Origin of the sequence: Shouchella oshimensis (genome assembly GCF_004375095.1) — a bacterium.
Classification (GTDB): Bacteria; Bacillota; Bacilli; order Bacillales; family Bacillaceae_D; genus Shouchella; species Shouchella oshimensis.
Map to the genome: position 1 here is coordinate 814,538 of NZ_SNUX01000004.1, position 16,715 is coordinate 831,252.

The 16,715-nt window shown below is 39.9% G+C and carries 17 protein-coding genes, 1 rRNA gene and 1 other annotated feature; of the genes, 17 read left to right on the forward strand and 1 reads right to left on the reverse strand.

All coding sequences use genetic code 11. The features are described 5' to 3' along the window. The first annotated feature begins 332 nt into the window (after positions 1 to 332). The 12 genes from rrf to rsmI all read left to right on the forward strand — a co-directional run bounded on the left by rrf (position 333) and on the right by rsmI (position 9,051). Positions 333 to 448 (forward strand): 5S ribosomal RNA (gene rrf, locus E2L03_RS19515). 729 nt (positions 449 to 1,177) lie between these two features. Beyond that, complete coding sequence (locus E2L03_RS19520; RefSeq protein WP_134260169.1) at positions 1,178 to 2,143, forward strand: hypothetical protein; 966 nt, start codon at positions 1,178 to 1,180, stop codon at positions 2,141 to 2,143. A gap of 105 nt (positions 2,144 to 2,248) precedes the next feature. Beyond that, positions 2,249 to 2,446 (forward strand): sigma factor G inhibitor Gin, encoded by a 198-nt coding sequence (locus E2L03_RS19525; protein WP_038484820.1) that lies wholly within the window; start codon positions 2,249 to 2,251, stop codon positions 2,444 to 2,446. A gap of 94 nt (positions 2,447 to 2,540) precedes the next feature. Then, positions 2,541 to 3,971: an aminotransferase class I/II-fold pyridoxal phosphate-dependent enzyme gene (locus E2L03_RS19530; protein ID WP_134260171.1), complete on the forward strand. Its 1,431-nt coding sequence runs from the start codon at positions 2,541 to 2,543 to the stop codon at positions 3,969 to 3,971. Beyond that, positions 3,971 to 4,609, forward strand: coding sequence for a dTMP kinase (gene tmk / locus E2L03_RS19535; RefSeq protein ID WP_038484826.1), 639 nt, complete (start codon positions 3,971 to 3,973; stop codon positions 4,607 to 4,609). The genes E2L03_RS19530 and tmk overlap by 1 nt, the downstream gene beginning before the upstream one ends. Before the next feature lies 1 nt (position 4,610). After that, complete coding sequence (darA, locus tag E2L03_RS19540) at positions 4,611 to 4,940, forward strand: cyclic di-AMP receptor DarA (protein ID WP_038484829.1); 330 nt, start codon at positions 4,611 to 4,613, stop codon at positions 4,938 to 4,940. An 18-nt stretch (positions 4,941 to 4,958) separates the two neighbouring features. Further along, entirely contained in the window at positions 4,959 to 5,948 is a 990-nt protein-coding gene (gene holB, locus E2L03_RS19545) for a DNA polymerase III subunit delta' (protein ID WP_038484832.1), read from the forward strand. 2 nt (positions 5,949 to 5,950) lie between these two features. Continuing rightward, on the forward strand, positions 5,951 to 6,778 hold the full coding sequence (locus E2L03_RS19550; RefSeq protein ID WP_038484835.1) for a PSP1 domain-containing protein: 828 nt from the start codon (positions 5,951 to 5,953) through the stop codon (positions 6,776 to 6,778). Between the two features lie 13 nt (positions 6,779 to 6,791). Further along, the gene (yabA, locus tag E2L03_RS19555) at positions 6,792 to 7,127 is read left to right on the forward strand and encodes a DNA replication initiation control protein YabA (protein ID WP_035395080.1); all 336 of its coding nucleotides are present in this window, start codon (positions 6,792 to 6,794) and stop codon (positions 7,125 to 7,127) included. A 61-nt stretch (positions 7,128 to 7,188) separates the two neighbouring features. Further along, complete coding sequence (locus E2L03_RS19560; RefSeq protein WP_243839552.1) at positions 7,189 to 7,923, forward strand: tRNA1(Val) (adenine(37)-N6)-methyltransferase; 735 nt, start codon at positions 7,189 to 7,191, stop codon at positions 7,921 to 7,923. Beyond that, the gene (locus E2L03_RS19565) at positions 7,920 to 8,186 is read left to right on the forward strand and encodes a GIY-YIG nuclease family protein (protein ID WP_038484838.1); all 267 of its coding nucleotides are present in this window, start codon (positions 7,920 to 7,922) and stop codon (positions 8,184 to 8,186) included. The genes E2L03_RS19560 and E2L03_RS19565 overlap by 4 nt, the downstream gene beginning before the upstream one ends. Further along, positions 8,179 to 9,051, forward strand: a complete 873-nt coding sequence (gene rsmI / locus E2L03_RS19570; RefSeq protein ID WP_134260173.1) for a 16S rRNA (cytidine(1402)-2'-O)-methyltransferase — start codon at positions 8,179 to 8,181, stop codon at positions 9,049 to 9,051. The genes E2L03_RS19565 and rsmI overlap by 8 nt, the downstream gene beginning before the upstream one ends. Positions 9,052 to 9,076: 25 nt before the next feature. Here rsmI and abrB read toward each other — a convergent pair whose 3' ends face one another. After that, a complete protein-coding gene (abrB, locus tag E2L03_RS19575) occupies positions 9,077 to 9,358 on the reverse strand; it encodes a transition state genes transcriptional regulator AbrB (RefSeq protein WP_134260175.1) in 282 nt (93 codons plus the stop codon). Positions 9,359 to 9,589: 231 nt separating this feature from the next. Between abrB and E2L03_RS19580 the strand changes: the two genes are divergently transcribed. The 5 genes from E2L03_RS19580 (at position 9,590) to abc-f (ending at position 16,698) form a co-directional block, all read left to right on the forward strand. After that, positions 9,590 to 10,543: a DNA double-strand break repair nuclease NurA gene (locus E2L03_RS19580; protein ID WP_134260177.1), complete on the forward strand. Its 954-nt coding sequence runs from the start codon at positions 9,590 to 9,592 to the stop codon at positions 10,541 to 10,543. A 14-nt stretch (positions 10,544 to 10,557) separates the two neighbouring features. After that, complete coding sequence (locus tag E2L03_RS19585) at positions 10,558 to 12,390, forward strand: ATP-binding protein (RefSeq protein ID WP_095151079.1); 1,833 nt, start codon at positions 10,558 to 10,560, stop codon at positions 12,388 to 12,390. 46 nt (positions 12,391 to 12,436) lie between these two features. Then, positions 12,437 to 12,660: a binding site (T-box leader), on the forward strand. Positions 12,661 to 12,695: 35 nt separating this feature from the next. Then, on the forward strand, positions 12,696 to 14,672 hold the full coding sequence (metG, locus tag E2L03_RS19590; RefSeq protein WP_055737722.1) for a methionine--tRNA ligase: 1,977 nt from the start codon (positions 12,696 to 12,698) through the stop codon (positions 14,670 to 14,672). A 159-nt stretch (positions 14,673 to 14,831) separates the two neighbouring features. Continuing rightward, positions 14,832 to 14,975, forward strand: coding sequence for an RAxF-45 family protein (locus tag E2L03_RS20945; protein WP_367576360.1), 144 nt, complete (start codon positions 14,832 to 14,834; stop codon positions 14,973 to 14,975). A 100-nt stretch (positions 14,976 to 15,075) separates the two neighbouring features. Further along, the gene (gene abc-f / locus E2L03_RS19595; protein WP_134260179.1) at positions 15,076 to 16,698 is read left to right on the forward strand and encodes a ribosomal protection-like ABC-F family protein; all 1,623 of its coding nucleotides are present in this window, start codon (positions 15,076 to 15,078) and stop codon (positions 16,696 to 16,698) included. The last annotated feature ends 17 nt before the right edge of the window (positions 16,699 to 16,715 follow it).

Here is a 16,715-nt window from a genome sequence, read left to right on the forward strand (position 1 = left end):
CCATGGCGTAAGCCAGTAAGACCCCTTAGAGATGATGAGGTTGATAGGTCAGAAGTGGAAGTGTGGCGACACATGGAGCGGACTGATACTAATCGGTCGAGGGCTTATCCTAAATTTCTTGAGTTTGAGTATGATGATATGATTTAGTTTTGAAAGAATCACCGATTCTTTTTAACAAGAAGGGACTATTCCCTTTTAGAATGAGTTTTACAAAGAGAAGCAAGGGATTTGCGGAAGTGACGATAGACTTGAAGGAGCGTACTCGCGTACGTGACTGAAAAGGAAAGAGGAAACTGACAAAAAAGCCCGACGCTTATCTGAAGTAAAAAATGTCTGGTGGCAATAGCAAAGAGGTCACACCCGTTCCCATGCCGAACACGGTCGTTAAGCTCTTTTGCGCCGATGGTAGTTGGGGGCTTCCCCCTGTGAGAGTAGGACGTTGCCAGGCATATGAGAAAGACACCTGAAAAGGTGTCTTTTTTGCGCAGAAAGAAAAGCGCAAAAGAGCTACGCTTCGGCAGAAGCGAGCCAAATAAAAAAGTAATCATATGAAACGAGCACAATAAAAAAGAACACCATGAAAAAGACATCGAAGGGAAAGCAGCGTGCTTCCCCAGTGAGACGAAAGGGTTGTTTTCGTAAAAGCTTCATGGGAAGCATCGGGGATCTATCAACGAGAGGAACGTCCTCGAAGAAAACCACCGTGGAGCAGTAGGACGTTGCCAGGCAATCAGAAGACACCTGAAAAGGTGTCTTTTTTGCGTAGAAAGAAAAGCGCAAAAGAGCTACGCTTCGGCAGAAGCGAGTCAAACAAAAAAGTGGTCATATGAAACGAGCACAATAAAAAAGAACACCATGAAAAAACATCAAAGGAAAGCAGCGTGCTTCCCCAGTGAGACGAAAGGGTTGTTTTCGTGAAGCCTCATGGGAAGCATCGGGAACCCATCAACAAGAGGAACGTCCTCGAAGAAAACCACCGTGGAGCTAAGGGACGTTGCCAGGCAATCAGAAGACACCTGAAAAGGTGTCTTTTTTTGTGTAGAAAAAAAGCGCAAAAGAGCTGCGCTTCGACAAATTTACTATATAATGAAGCAAGAACACGTTAATTGTGTTTATAGGACAGTAAAAAGGGCTAAAGAGAAATAGATTTGTTCAAATAGATAGAGGAGGATCGAGAATGAATGATTTTACAGAACCACTTTTTGGAGAAGTAGCTATGTTACCGTTTGAAAAGCGACTCTTTCAAACAAAGGAAGTTAGAAAATTAAAGTTTATTTCTCAATTTGGTGGAGCATCGCTCATCTCTCCCTTGAGTCATTCACTGTTTGAACACACTTTAGGAATTTGGAAGCTTACTGCTATCTTTTTCCCTAATCATCGCTTACTCCGGGCTGGAGCAATTTTGAGTCAAATAGAGGGTATCCCTTTCGGATCTGCCATACACTCCCTATTCACTATAAATGAAAAAGAAAGCATGTTTAAAAACACCCCCTTTCATTCAAATGAGATTCACCTTATTCTGCAAGAGGAAAAATTAGATTGGGGAGCCGTGGAAGAGGTAGCAAGAAAAAGCCCTTTTTTGCATGGAACGAAGGAAAACCTTGGTTTAATTGGTCTAGATCGTGCACTACGTACATTGTATATGGTAGGTAGGTTAAAGCAGAAACCTAGCCATTATGTTAGTCACTGTTGCGTTAATGAAAGAGGTTTACATTGTTCAGCTGAAATGGCGAAGGAATTTGTTACTGTTATGATGGATACAGAACAACTCCTTTCCTGTAAAGAGTTCGGAGCAATTGATGCGGTCATTTCAGAGGCGATTAAATGTGATTGGGCAGAAACGGGAGAAGAATGTGACACCTATAGCCGTCTGAGCGATTGGGAAATCCTATGTATTTTAAAAACATCTCTTTCGGTCCGAGCACAATACTTAATTCATGCCCTGTTAGAACAACCTGACAAATTTATTGTTCGTGAAGGTGCTACAGGTCGAGGCATTCCCTTTTCCATTTACCCGGAATATCGGCTACCATTGATAAGTGAGGATGTAGAGATATCTTTTAAAAATTGGACTGAACGCTTGAACACATTGGAACAAACATATGAGGTAATTGATTTCACAAGTTTGGCAGAAACAATTTAGGTGTGACAAACACCTACATAGGTTGTTGTGCATAGAATAATAAATAATGCCTCTCGTCGGTATAAGGAGCGCATTCTGGGCGATACTTATGGTGGAGGTGCATCTATGCAAAGAGTAGAACGAACGATTCGATTTAAACTTTATAAAGAGTGTCATGTGTGTGGGGATCTTATCAATAAAGGATTACGTTTAGGTCGTACAGAAATTTGCAATCGATGTGAGAGAAATATGGTTGAAGAAAGTAATCATTATTTATATGATCGTTACATTCAAGCGGTTAAAGAAATATGGAAACATTATTAAGGAGACTTGTTACTGAAACAAGTCTTTTTTAGGTGACGACTAAACCATAATTCGTTAAAATAGATAGTAGGAAAACAAGAGAGGGGGTTGTCACATGAGTGTGCGTACTCCCATTATTGATGTTATAAAAGCTCATATGAATCGAAAACCATTGTCCTTCCATGTACCTGGACATAAAAATGGGCACAACTGGCATTCGTTTCTTCCTTTATTTGAGCAGTTATTGCCTTATGATGTAACTGAATTAAGTGGTCTTGATGACCTACATGATGCAAAGGGTGCAATTGCTGAATCACAGCAACTTTGTGCTGAATTTTATGGAGCTGGCGAAACCAGTTATCTAGTGGGTGGCTCAACGAGTGGTAATTTAGCAATGATATACGGTGTTCTGCAAGAAGGAGACACTGTATTTGTTGAGCGCGACTGTCATAAATCGGTTATGCACGCATTAGAGTTATGTAAAGCGAATGTTGTGTTCTTGTCGTCCCGTCGGTCAAGCATAACCAATCACCCATTAGGTGTCACGTATGAAGTGCTAAAACATGCGTACGAGCAACATCCCCAAGGGAAAGCAATGATCTTAACGTACCCAAATTATTGGGGAAATGTAATTGACTATCGTGAAACGTTTCGCTTTGCTAAAGATCATCGACTACTCCTGTTAGTTGACGAAGCTCATGGTGCCCATTTTGTTGTAGGCAATGAATCTTTAAATAGCCCACCATCGGCCCTACAGTTAGGTGCAGATATTGTTGTACAGTCTGCTCATAAAATGCTACCAGCACTGACGATGACAGGTTGGCTTCATTTTTCTAACACGATTGATCCAACTATCAAAAAACAAGTAAAACATGCGCTACAAATGTTCCAATCAAGCAGTCCTTCTTACGTCTTGCTTGCTTCATTAGATGGGGCAAGGGCATTTCTAGAAGAACAAGGGCATCATGCTTATCGTCAAGCTCTTGAAGCACAGAAAAAACTGTGTGAATGGATAGACGTTCATCCAGATATAGAGTTAGTAGAAGAAGAAGCACATTTTAAAGATCCTTTAAAACTAATGGTGAAGCCAAGAGATAGTGGTACGGGAGTGAGTGTTTTAACTGCCTTAAAACAAGTGGGGATCGATGCTGAAATGGCAGACCCAAACGTTACCTTGCTCATTTTAGGACTATCTAGTTTACATCCAGATACGCAGAAACGGTTAAATCATGTTACGATAGAATCAACACCCCTTAAAGAAAAAAATGCTGTTGAAGCAGGAGCTAAGGGGTGTTTGTCCGAATTAATAAGAAACAAAGATAATAAAGAAAACGTTGAGCTTTTGTCTCTACAAGATGCTGTTGGCCGAGTAGCTGCTACGGACGTTATTCCGTATCCCCCAGGAATTCCTCTGCTTTTAAAAGGGGAAAAGATTTCTGAGGAGCACGTAGAACAAATGAAACAGTTCCTTTCTACAGGGGTTACCTTCCAAGGATTTCAGCCCTATAGAGGAATAGTAGTTAAGCGTAAATCAGGAGAAGAATAATGCAAAAAGGTCTATTTATTTCAGTCGAAGGTGGCGAAGGAGCTGGCAAAACGACTGTTGTCGATAAAATCGAGTCTACGTTAAGAAAACGAAAGTATACGGTATTACGGACAAGAGAACCTGGTGGAGTGGAGCTTGCAGAACAAATAAGACATCTATTGCTTCACACAAAGCAAATGGAGATGGATGATCGTACGGAAGCTCTTCTCTATGCAGCTGCCAGAAGAGAACATCTCGTGAAAAAAGTTCTCCCAGCATTGGAATCAGGCTCAATTGTTTTATGTGATCGTTTCATTGATTCAAGTCTCGTGTATCAAGGATATGCTCGTGGAATTGGAATGGAAGAAGTATGGAAAATAAATCAATTTGCCGTTGAAGGTCATTTACCCGACTTAACGCTTTATTTTGACGTTTCACCAGAAGTAGGTTTAGCACGAGTTAAAAAAGATCAAGTACGGGATTGGAATCGTCTGGATCAAGAAACGGTGCACTTCCATAAGAAAGTAGAGAAAGGCTATAAATTGCTTGTTGAAAGTGAACAAGAACGCATTAAGGTCATTCAAGCAGAACGGCCATTTGAAGAAGTCTACCATCAAGCGCTTATGATTATAGAAGACACTATTAAAGGAGTGGAATAGTATGAAGCTAATTATGGCAGTTATCCAAGATAAAGATAGTACAAGATTATCAGATGCACTAGTAAAAGCAGACTATCGTGCGACACGCCTTTCAAGCACAGGTGGATTTTTAAAAGCAGGGAATACCACTTTCCTTATTGGTGTTGAAGATGACGCTGTTGAAGAAGTCATGGGAATTATTCAGAAAAACTGCCGTAGTCGCGAGCAAGTCGTAGCCCCTATTTCACCGATGGGCGGTAATGCCGATTCTTACGTTCCTTATCCAGTAGAAGTACAAGTTGGAGGAGCGACAGTTTTTGTACTTCCGGTAGATCATTTTGAACAATTTTAATTAATCGTGGTGGATGAAATGAATAATTGGAACGATTGGAAAGAGGCACAGCCACAGGTTGTGCCTATGCTAGTAGAGAGCATAAAAAAACAACGACTCGCGCATGCTTACTTGTTTGAAGGACAAGCTGGAAGTGGAACAATGGACCTTGCTATTCTTCTTTCTAAAAGTTTTATTTGCCAGAATAAGCAAGGGCCGAATCCTTGCTTAACATGTTTAGATTGTACGCGAATAGACTCTGGTAACCATCCAGATTTACATAAGATTGCGCCTGATGGTCAATCGATAAAACGGGAACAAGTGGATTACCTCCAAAAAGAATTTTCTTATCGAGGAGTGGAGTCACGACAAAAAGTGTACATTGTCTCTAATGCAGATAAGATGACAGGAACGGCTGCTAATACGTTGTTGAAGTTTTTAGAAGAGCCGCAAGGCGAAACATTAGCAATTCTTCTGACTGAACAAGCCGAAAATGTGCTACCAACGATTAGAAGTCGAACACAGCACATCCGGTTTCACCCTCCACTTAAAGAAGAAATTGTAAAGCAATTAATGGAGAATGGAATAGATCAAAAGCATAGTTCCTTTTTAGCTGAACTTACAGAAAATAAAGAGGCGGCATTACGTTTAACAGAGGACGACTGGTCTTTTCAAGCTAGAGGTGTAGTGTTACAATTGATGCATGAGTTATACACAAGACCTGATCAAGCGATTATTACGCTAGCCGAAAAGTGGTTGCCGTTAATGAAAGAGCGTATTCATCAGGAAATGGGTCTTGAAATGATGACTTTATGGTTGCGAGACCTTTTATATATACGAGTTGGAAAGCAAGGGGAGCTTGTTTATAGTGATTTTTATGATTCCTATAAAGAGTTGTCCCTATCAACATCACAGCGTCTCATTACTCTTTCGTTGGCTAAAGTGATGGAAGCAAAAAGCCAACTTAGTGCTAATGTTGCCGTACAGTTAGTGATGGAAAGATTGCTTTTCACGATACAGGAGGGCTAGTTTTGCACGAGGTTGTAGGTGTCCGATTTAAAAAAGCGGGCAAAATTTATTACTTCTCGCCAGGTTCTCTCGAGATAGCTGGTGAAGAAGCTGTAATCGTCGAAACATCCCGCGGAGTTGAATACGGGAAAGTAGTCGTTTCACCAAAGTTTGTTGATGAACAAGATGTTGTTTTGCCGTTGAAACAAGTTATACGCTTAGCAACAGTTGAAGATACATTAGTGGTAAAAGAGAATCGTGAGGCAGCTCGAGACGCAATTGACGTATGTACAAAGAAAATCGTGGAACACAAGTTAGATATGAAACTCGTTGATGTTGAATATACGTTTGATCGTAATAAAGTATTGTTTTATTTTACTGCCGATGGTCGGATTGATTTTAGAGAATTAGTAAAAGATTTAGCCGCAATCTTTCGAACAAGAATTGAATTAAGGCAAATCGGTGTAAGAGACGAGGCGAAGTTGCTCGGGGGAATCGGTCCTTGTGGTCGAATGCTTTGTTGTTCTACGTTCTTAGGTGATTTCGAACCTGTATCAATTAAAATGGCAAAAGATCAAAATCTCTCACTTAATCCCGCAAAAATCTCAGGACTTTGCGGTCGTTTAATGTGTTGTTTGAAGTATGAAAATGACACATATGAAGAAGCTAAGAAAGAAATGCCTGATATCGGTAAGAAAATCTCTACACCTGATGGAACAGGAAAAGTGATTGGATTGAATTTGCTTGACCGGGTTGTTCAGGTTCAACTTTTTGAAGAAGAACAGACGCTTGAGTATGCTTTTGATGAATTAAGGAAAAGTGAAAAGCTCACTTCAAAAGCAACGGATTAATGAGGTGAACGATGTGGATAAGAAGGCCATCTTCATGCAGGTTTCAAGCCTTGAAGAACGAATTGGTGATTTGCACGAAGAATTAAGAGGTTTAAAAGAGCAGCTCGCTTACTTAATCGAAGAGAATCATTATTTACACATAGAGAATGAAAATTTACGTAAACGCTTAGAACCGGAAAAGCCTATTCTCCCTGAAGAGTTTGAACGCAAGAAGATGGTTGGGGAAGGTCATGAGAATTTGGCAAGGCTCTACCAAGAGGGCTTTCATATATGCAACACGCACTATGGGAGTATTCGACCAGAAGGTGATGATTGTTTGTTCTGCCTTTCATTTCTACATCAAAAATGAAAAAACCAGTAGCCGGTCTCGTATGTTGAGATCGGCTTTTACAGTAAAGGAGTGAGGTTGAGTGCTTAAAGATGATGAGCGAATGGATCATATAGCAGGTACCACGTATCAGATTATCCAAAGCGATAACGTTTTTACGTATTCAATTGATGCTATTCTGCTAGCACGATTCGCTTCCATTCCGCTTCAAAAAGGACAAATACTTGATCTATGTAGCGGTAATGGCGTTGTTGGTATGACGATGACGGAACGAACAAGAGCAGCCATCACATTGATGGAACTGCAAGAGCCACTCCATACAATGGCGCTACGATCAATTGAAGAGAATAACCTATGTGAACACGTGACTGCTTTATGTGCCGATTTGAAGGAGATAAAACAATACTTTGCACACGGTTTTTTTGATACTGTTACATGCAATCCTCCCTATTTTAAACAATCAAGTCATGAACAAATAAAAGAAAATCGAACAAAGGCTGTGGCGCGGCATGAGCTTGCTTGTACATTATCAGAGGTAGTCGAATCAGCAGCGTACGTGTTAAAGCATAGTGGAAAGTTAGCCATTGTACATCGTCCAGACCGTTTGGTTGATATTATCGAAGCAATGAAAAAAAATAAGGTTGAGCCGAAGCGAATCCAATTTTGCCATAGTAAGGCAAGCAGCCATGCGAACATGCTTTTAATAGAAGGTATTAAAGGAGGCAAACCTGGATTAAAGACAGAGCCCCCTTTAATGGTTTACGAAGAGGACGGCCGCTACACAAAGGAATTTAACGAGGTTTACTTTCGTTTATGAAGCATTATATGTATGTACTTGAATGTGGCGATCAGTCTTGGTATACCGGCTACACGAATAATGTGGAACAACGGTTACGTAAACACGAAGAAGGAAAAGGTGCTAAATACACTCGAGGTCGAGGACCGTTAAAGCTTGTTTATGTTGAAACGTTTGCAACAAAAAAGGAAGCATTAAAGCAAGAATATCAATTTAAGCGAAAAACAAGGCGCGCCAAGGAGCGTTACGTTTTAGAACAAAGGAGTTTACAAGGAAATGATTGAACAAAAAAGTTATCCGCTTGATGGTGGCGGTCTCTATCTAGTACCGACCCCTATTGGCAACTTAGAAGATATGACGGTTCGAGCTATTCGTATATTAAAAGAAGCTGATTACATTGCTGCAGAAGACACGAGGCAAACCAAAAAATTAACGAACCATTTTGAGATTTCGACACCCCTATTGAGCTATCATGAACATAATAAGTATAAGGCAGGTAAAGAACTGGTAGAAAAAATCAAAGCCGGTGCCGTGGTAGCCCTTGTTACGGATGCAGGGATGCCAGGTATTTCTGACCCAGGCGAAGATCTCGTTACACTCTGTTTGGAGGAGAAGCTTTCTGTTCTATCTTTACCAGGACCAAATGCAGCGATAACCGCTTTAGTAGCATCTGGCTTATCAACAAAATCTTTTCTGTTTATTGGATTTTTGCCTAGAGGAAAAAAAGAGCGTAAGCTTGAATTAGAACGTTTACAAAAACAAACGGATACGGTTATTTTCTATGAAGCCCCTCATCGGTTAAATCAGACACTTCAAGCGATTTATGATGTATTTGGAAACCGAAACATCGTCCTAGCGAGAGAATTAACGAAGCGCTATGAAGAATATAACCGAGGGACAGTAGAAGAGGCATTAGAGTGGGTAAAAACGGGGCAAGTAAAAGGCGAGTTCTGTTTATGTGTAGAAGGATATAATGGAGAAAACCAAGAGGCTGAAACCGAATGGTATGACGCATTAACAGACATTCAACATGTAAAGCATTACGTGGAATTAGGTCTTTCTGAGAAAGAAGCGATCAAACAAGTTGCCAGTGATCGTGGATTAGTCAAACGAGAGCTGTATCAACAGTATCATGAGGCAAAAAAATAAACCCGCCATGGGCAGGTTCAAGTAATTATTTTTTTGTCACATAGTCTTGGAGTTGTTCGAGTACTGCTTTGGCTCCTTGAGGGCTAAGTACGATCTTTCCATTTGCCAATGATAAGTTATCATCAGATACTTCACCTGTAACTTGACATGTCATGTTGGCCTTGTATTTCTTCAAAATGATTCGGTCATTATCAACATAAATTTCAAGCGCATCCTTTTCAGCAATGTCCAACGTACGACGAAGCTCAATCGGAATAACAACGCGACCTAATTCATCGACTTTACGGACGATCCCAGTTGATTTCATTACGTTTCCCCCTTAAATATGAAGCCAGTGTGTAGTCAAGAAGAATTTTATGTCATATTTCGACATAATTCTATAGTAATCTAAGAATAACAATATTTCCAAAACAAGTCAATCGCTTTAAATAAAAAAACTTATATTTTGCGACAATTTATTTTAAGTACCACGAAACCCGGCACAGCAGTATTTGTAGAGAAAAAACATCTATTATAAAAAAGAGAGGAGCGCTTGCAAATGGATATTCATGCAGATGTAATTGTAAAATTGCAAGAATCAAATCAAAGATTAAAAGATACATATGCGCAGAGTCATAGAAACAAAGACCTAATTCGACAAAAATTGACGAAAGAAGCAAATATTTTTCGACAAATGGAGCGACTATCTACAGATCATCTTGTAAAGACCTTAGCTGGTCGAAAATTAGCAGGAACCGATGGGTCCGTTAATCAGACGAAAGGTGAAGCACCCCATATTATTTATTTGTTTCAAGCCATTTCAAAGGCAACCGACGGTCGCGCCGAATGGACATCTGATTTATTTATTCCTTTATTAGAACATGGCGATGAAGAAGAGGAAGCAATTAGTAAACAACGGGCAAAACGTTTAGCGATTCTAGAGTTAAAGGCGGCGCGCTCTTTAATTGAAAAAGACGATATTGCTGTCATGTTAATGGACGGTGCGCTTTATCACTATCGAATTGATGCGAAAGAGGAGTGGGAAGAACTTCGAGAATCAGCGTTGAAACGAAATACGTTATTAGTGGGTGTATCTGAAGAAATTACAACAGAAAATCTTATTACGTTAGAAAGTTTTGCGACTTATGCGCGAAACCCTTATTCCTATGACCGAGATTTGTTATTTGGCATGCTTGATCAAAACGAAATGATTTATATTGATACGATTCAACATAAAGCAGGTTTACTTTCAACGTGGATGCGACTCGGATCAACCCCAACCATTACAGGCTTTGATCTATTAGAAGAGCAAAGGGATCATTTAAACTGGATTGGTGATTTACTCTGTACGCTTACTCCGTCTGAAGGTCGTGGTATACCACTCTGGCTAGATCATATTGATAAGGAAATTCGCATAACAGACAAGCTTGTTGAAGGGTTAGTAGAACAATATATTGATGAAGACATTCGTCGACAATTCTTTGTGAAATTGCGAACGGAACGGCCGTATTAAAAGGAGGGATCGCTTTGCAAGTTGTTGGAATTACTACTCAACATGAAGTGCATATTGCATCAAAATCACATAAGTTCCGCATGAATGAAATGCTTGTTATTGAAGATAAAGAGCTGAATGAACCTAAAGGTGAAGTTGTAGAAACCTTATCTTATAATCGCTATATACCAATGGGAATGGATAAAGGTTTAGTCGATCGAAATGTGTTAGAGACTCTTGAGGCCATTGGGTATGACATCGGTCAAGATGATATTCATCTTGCAAAGGTGCGTTTATTTGACGAGGCTCAAAAGCCCATTCAAACAGGCGTCCGTGTACGTCATCCAGCATTTAGTGAGATTGAGCATTTGCTTGTTTCAACGTCGAAAGAAAAAGGCATGGTATTAGGGGAAATTAAGTCTACTGATTTTATCGCAGAGTCGTTACCGGCACAGTTACATGACATTTTGCATATGCAAGAACACGGATTGGTGAGAGCACAAAATGGTGTACCGTTTATTTTCGATATTCGTGCTATGCAGCAGTACCCACATATTGGTGTGTTTGGTGGCTCAGGATCAGGTAAATCGTTTGGTTTAAGAGTAATGCTAGAAGAATTGATGAAATTAAAAATTCCTTCTCTTGTGTTTGATCCACACTTTGAAATGAATTTTACTGGGAAAACAGAAGCAGATCGTGGGGACGTTAACTATGCTTCTAGGTATGAGGTTGTTCAAATTGGTCGAGACGTCGGTGTTGATTTTTCGGCATTATCAACTCGAGATGTAGAGAGATTGCTTGGAGCAGCAGGTCACCTTACTGAATCAATGATTAATGTTATTCAAACGATTCATAAACGAAAAGACAGTTATCAAACGTTTAGTGATCGAATCGCCAATTTAATAGATGCACTGGATATGGGTAAACAAAGGATCGAAGGCATGCTGCATGATGGTGGCATGACAAAAGATGACATTAATCGCTATAGTGAATTCAAACGTTTACTCGATCAGTTTGGTAGCTTGCCCCCATCTTCTGTAAAGGGTATCCAATGGCGTGCAAATCGTTTACATCAGTCAGGGCTTTTTCAACAAAACATTCGAGCGATTGAGCACGGCATTCATAACGGCAAACTTGTTGTGATTCAAGGGGCTGTTTGGTTACTACAAGTGTTTGCCAGCTACGTGATAGGAACTCTTTACTTTAAACGTCGCGCTTATAAAGATGCAAAGCTACAACAACAGCAAAGCGAATTCTTTCCACCGTTTGTTGTTGTCACAGATGAGGCACATAACTTTGCACCTAAAGGATATGAAGCACCAGCAAAATCAGTACTGAAAGAAATTGCGCAAGAAGGAAGAAAGTATGGGACGTTTTTGATTTTTGCTACACAACGCCCAACCTTGCTGGATGAAACGATTACGGCACAGCTTAATTCTAAGTTTGTTTTTCGAACGGTTCGAGGAACGGATATTCAAACGATAAAGGAAGAAACAGATTTAACGGCAGAAGAAGGAAAACGGCTTCCGTATTTACAATCTGGGGATGTGTTTGTTTCTTCAGCCATTATCGGTAGAACCGTTGCTGTTCGAATACGGCTCGCTCACTCAACTAGCCCACATACGATGAACCCATTTGATGAGCTTGAACAGATGAATAATGCTGGAAATGAAGAATTAGTTGCAGCACTTGAAGATTTTCTTCCTCTGGCAGAAATGCACGTCATGCAAAAACTCGATGAATTAAATAAACAGTCAGGAAAATCGTGGGATGTATCAGAATGGAAACAATCGTTAGAACAACTGTGTGAAGATGGCCTTCTAACAAAACAAAAAACACCGTTTGCTACTCTTTATGATCGCACTTGACAGATAGATGTATAGTTCGCTATATTTTTGATAAGAATGAACGATATACATTTCTATGAATGGATGAGTATAAAGCAGAACACTTGTACAAGAGAGCCGGGTGAGGTGAAAGCCGGTCAAGTGTTGCTTTAGAAGATGGTCCAGGAGAATTTATCTTCGAGCCTCAATGGTAAGGGGATGACGTTTGCCAGCGTTAGTGGTCTTGAGCCTTGTCTACATAGATGAGGGAATTTTGGGTGGTACCACGTAAGTTAACCTTTCGTCCCGATTGTGGATGAAGGGTTTTTTGTATTTTATTTGAAGGGATGAGAACGTTGACAAAACCATCATTTTACATCACAACACCTATTTATTATCCAAGTGGGAAGCTTCACATTGGGCATACGTATACGACTGTTGCTGGCGATGCAATGGCACGCTATAAGCGTCTTCGTGGTTATGATGTGCGCTATCTAACAGGAACGGATGAGCACGGACAGAAGATTGAACAAAAGGCAGCAGAGAGAAACATTTCACCACAAGAATATACCGATGAAATGGTGAAGCCCATTAAAGAGCTTTGGGGAAAACTAGATATTACCTATGATGATTTCATTCGTACAACAGAAGATCGACACAAAAAAGTAGTGGAGAAAATTTTTAATCAACTTCTTGCCCAAGACGATATTTATTTAGGGGAATACGAAGGTTGGTACTGTGTATCTGATGAAACGTTCTATGGTGAAAGAGAGCTTGTTGACCCTTTAAAAGACGAAGACGGAAACATTATTGGTGGTAAGAGCCCTGATTCTGGTCACCCTGTTGAAAAAGTACGGGAAGAATCTTATTTCTTTAGAATGAGTAAGTATGCTGATCGACTGTTAACGTATTACGAAGAAAATCCTGATTTTATACAGCCGGCATCTAGAAAAAATGAGATGGTTAATAATTTTATTAAGCCAGGCTTGCAAGATTTAGCTGTATCTCGAACATCGTTTACATGGGGCGTAAAAGTGCCATCTAACCCAAAACATGTTGTCTATGTTTGGATCGATGCGTTAACAAACTATATTACCGCACTTGGTTATGGTACGTCACAAGATGAGCTATATAAAAAACATTGGCCGGCAGATGTTCACCTTGTAGGGAAAGATATCCTTCGTTTTCATACAATTTATTGGCCGGTTATGTTAATGGCACTTGATTTACCCTTACCTAAAAAAGTATTTGGTCATGGCTGGTTTTTAACAAAAGACGGAAAAATGTCCAAGTCAAAAGGAAATGTCATTGATCCAGTTCCACTAATCGATCATTTTGGGTTAGATGCCATTCGCTATTATTTGTTGCGCGAAGTACCATTTGGCGCAGACGGGGTTTTTACACCAGAAGCGTTTGTTGAACGTGTGAATTATGACTTAGCGAATGATCTTGGAAATTTATTAAACCGTACGATCGCGATGATTAATAAATACTTTGATGGTTCGATGCCAGCCTATATTAAAAGTGCAACACCTTTTGATCAGGAACTAGTAGATTTAATTGATGCAACGGCAGTAAAAGTAGAAAATGCAATGGAAGAAATGGAATTCTCGATTGCATTAACTGCCATTTGGCAGCTAGTAAGCCGTACGAATAAGTACATTGATGAAACACAGCCATGGATGCTTGCAAAAGACGAAGAGAAACAAGAGCAGCTCGGTTCTGTTATGTATCATTTAGCAGAATCACTCCGTATCATCTCTGTATTCTTACGTCCTTTCCTAACGAGAACCCCAGAGAAAATCTGGGAGCAGCTCGGAATTAGTGAAGAACAAGCACAATGGGAGTCTATTCGCACATTCGGTATCATTAAAGCAGGCACAAAAGTAAGCAAAGGCACACCTGTTTTCCCTCGTTTAGATGTGGAGAAAGAAGTCGAGTATATTGTTGAACTCATGGGAGGAAAAGCAGATCCTGAGCCTGAAGAAATTGAAGATGAAAACCAAATTACCATCGACGATTTTTCAAAGGTAGAATTAAAAGTGGCTGAAGTCATTGGTGCAGAGCCAGTCGAGGGCGCAGATCGTCTGTTAAAAATACAATTAGACTTAGGTAGTGAGAAACGGCAAGTTGTATCTGGTATTGCAAAATTCTATTCACCAGAAGAATTAAAGGGCAAAAAAGTCATCTGTGTCACGAATTTGAAGCCCGTTAAGCTTCGTGGTGAGGTATCACAAGGTATGATTTTAGCTGGATCCAAAGGGAAAAAGCTTCAACTTGCCACAGTAGACGGAAATTTACCAAACGGTGCTCAAGTTAAATAACATAATTACGAGGGAGCGGTGTTAACGAACCGCTCCCTTTTTACATTTCTTTTGTCGAAACGATTCAATAGAATGAGCAGAAAAGATCACTTAGAGCTGGTTTAAATTCCTTTACATTTTTTCATTTTTCAGGTAACGTAAAAACAAATATAGTAGGAGGTGAGTAGATTGAATTCTTTTAATGGTAGCCAGGCAAAACGATTAGCGTATTTATGGATTTGTCAGGCGATTTTTTCGGCGGTAGTTAAAAATTGGATCAGTCTGTCCGTTTTTAAACAACTGTATAGAAAAATAAACCATTAGAAAGAAACACGTCTGTCTACTCGCATACGTAACACATGCAGCAGCGATCTTTCGCTGCTTTTTCGTGTTTGTTTCTTTCTTGACTAAAAAGGAGAAGCAAATGATCGATTTTTACGGAAAAAATATAGCTCAAAATTATGCAGGGAATCAAATTTTTGAGCACGTATCCATTCAACTACATGTAGGGGCGCGCATTGGATTAGTTGGCAGGAACGGGGAGGGAAAATCTACATTAGCTAAGCTAATAGCTGGTATAGAAAAACCCTCAACTGGTGAAGTAGGTTGGCGCAAGGGATTGACGAAAGCCTTGTTAAACCAAATGCCACACTATGAGGGTCTTTCTGTAAATGATGTGTTAGAACTTCCTTTTTCTTCATTAAAGGAAATAGAAAAAAAGTTGAAAGGCATTGAAGTGAAATTGAGTAAGCCGCAAAATCAGCAAGTGCTGTCCCAGTTGCTAAACGATTATGCCGAACTACAGGAACGATACAGCATAAGTGGAGGATATGACTACCATTCTACTATACGTAAAGTATCTACAGGTTTGGGTCTGCAACCATTGCTAGGTCAGCAGTGGGAGCAGTTAAGTGGCGGAGAACGTTCCAAAGTTGAACTTGCTTGTATGATCGCAAAGAGGCCAGACCTTATTATCCTTGATGAACCTACCAACCATTTGGATCTTCTTGCTGTAGACTGGTTAATTCAGTGGTTGAATCAATATGATGGTAGTCTTGTTCTCATATCCCACGACCGCTTTTTTTTGGATCAAGTGATTACGAAAGTATGGGAAATGGATCAAGGTGTGGTATATGAATATAATGGGAATTACACCAGTTTTATTCAACAGAGAGAAGAGCGATTGCTTACAGCATTTCAGCACTATGAGGATCAGCAAAAGAAAATCAAAAAAATGAAAGAAACCATCAAACGTTTAAAAGAATGGGCAAACCGAGCAAATCCGCCTAATGCAGGTATGCATAGACAAGCAAAAAGCATGGAAAAGGCATTAAATCGAATACAACTTCTACAAAAACCTGTTTATGGAAAGAAGGTAGATTTGAGCTTTACTGAATCTCACCGTAGTGGTGAAGAGGTGTTTCAAATTAAGGACGTCTTCTTTGCTTATCATACTAACGTTATTCTTAAGGAAGCTCACTTTCTTGCAAGACATCAAGAACGTATTGCCATAACTGGCCCAAATGGGGAAGGGAAATCGACAATTTTCGAACTATTGCTCGGGAAATATTCTCCGCAAAAAGGGAATGTTAAGATGGGAGCAAGTGTTTCAGCGGGCTATTTGTCACAGCATATTCCTGAATTAATGAATGAAAAGACCGTTCTAGAGGCTTATCGAGAATATGCCACTATTGATATTGGGGCAGCTCGTTCGAAGCTTGCACAGTTTTTATTTTATGGTATGGATGTTTATAAGAAAACAAAGGACTTAAGTGGAGGAGAACGAATGCGGTTACGGTTAGCGCAACTAATGGAAGAATCTCATAATGTACTTCTATTAGATGAACCTACCAATCACCTTGATATTGAATCGAGAGAAGTGCTAGAAGAAGCAATCGATCACTATGACGGAACGGTTATAACGATCTCTCACGATCGGTATTTTCTTAATAAGTATTTTCCTATTACGTACTGGTTACAAGAAGGGGTACTAACACGGTATGAAGGGTCCATTTCATACGCACAAGATGTGAGAGCTAGACAATAATGACGCTTAATGTGGAT

Excerpts from the sequence above, each read along its gene's own strand:
- E2L03_RS19520 (WP_134260169.1), top strand. The coding sequence starts at position 1,178 with ATGAATGATTTTACAGAACCACTTTTTGGAGAAGTAGCTATGTTACCG.
- E2L03_RS19525 (WP_038484820.1), top strand. The coding sequence starts at position 2,249 with ATGCAAAGAGTAGAACGAACGATTCGATTTAAACTTTATAAAGAGTGT.
- E2L03_RS19530 (WP_134260171.1), top strand. The coding sequence starts at position 2,541 with ATGAGTGTGCGTACTCCCATTATTGATGTTATAAAAGCTCATATGAAT.
- tmk (WP_038484826.1), top strand. The coding sequence starts at position 3,971 with ATGCAAAAAGGTCTATTTATTTCAGTCGAAGGTGGCGAAGGAGCTGGC.
- darA (WP_038484829.1), top strand. The coding sequence starts at position 4,611 with ATGAAGCTAATTATGGCAGTTATCCAAGATAAAGATAGTACAAGATTA.
- holB (WP_038484832.1), top strand. The coding sequence starts at position 4,959 with ATGAATAATTGGAACGATTGGAAAGAGGCACAGCCACAGGTTGTGCCT.
- E2L03_RS19565 (WP_038484838.1), top strand. The coding sequence starts at position 7,920 with ATGAAGCATTATATGTATGTACTTGAATGTGGCGATCAGTCTTGGTAT.
- rsmI (WP_134260173.1), top strand. The coding sequence starts at position 8,179 with ATGATTGAACAAAAAAGTTATCCGCTTGATGGTGGCGGTCTCTATCTA.
- abrB (WP_134260175.1), bottom strand. The coding sequence starts at position 9,358 with ATGAAATCAACTGGGATCGTCCGTAAAGTCGATGAATTAGGTCGCGTT.
- E2L03_RS19580 (WP_134260177.1), top strand. The coding sequence starts at position 9,590 with ATGGATATTCATGCAGATGTAATTGTAAAATTGCAAGAATCAAATCAA.
- metG (WP_055737722.1), top strand. The coding sequence starts at position 12,696 with ATGAGAACGTTGACAAAACCATCATTTTACATCACAACACCTATTTAT.
- abc-f (WP_134260179.1), top strand. The coding sequence starts at position 15,076 with ATGATCGATTTTTACGGAAAAAATATAGCTCAAAATTATGCAGGGAAT.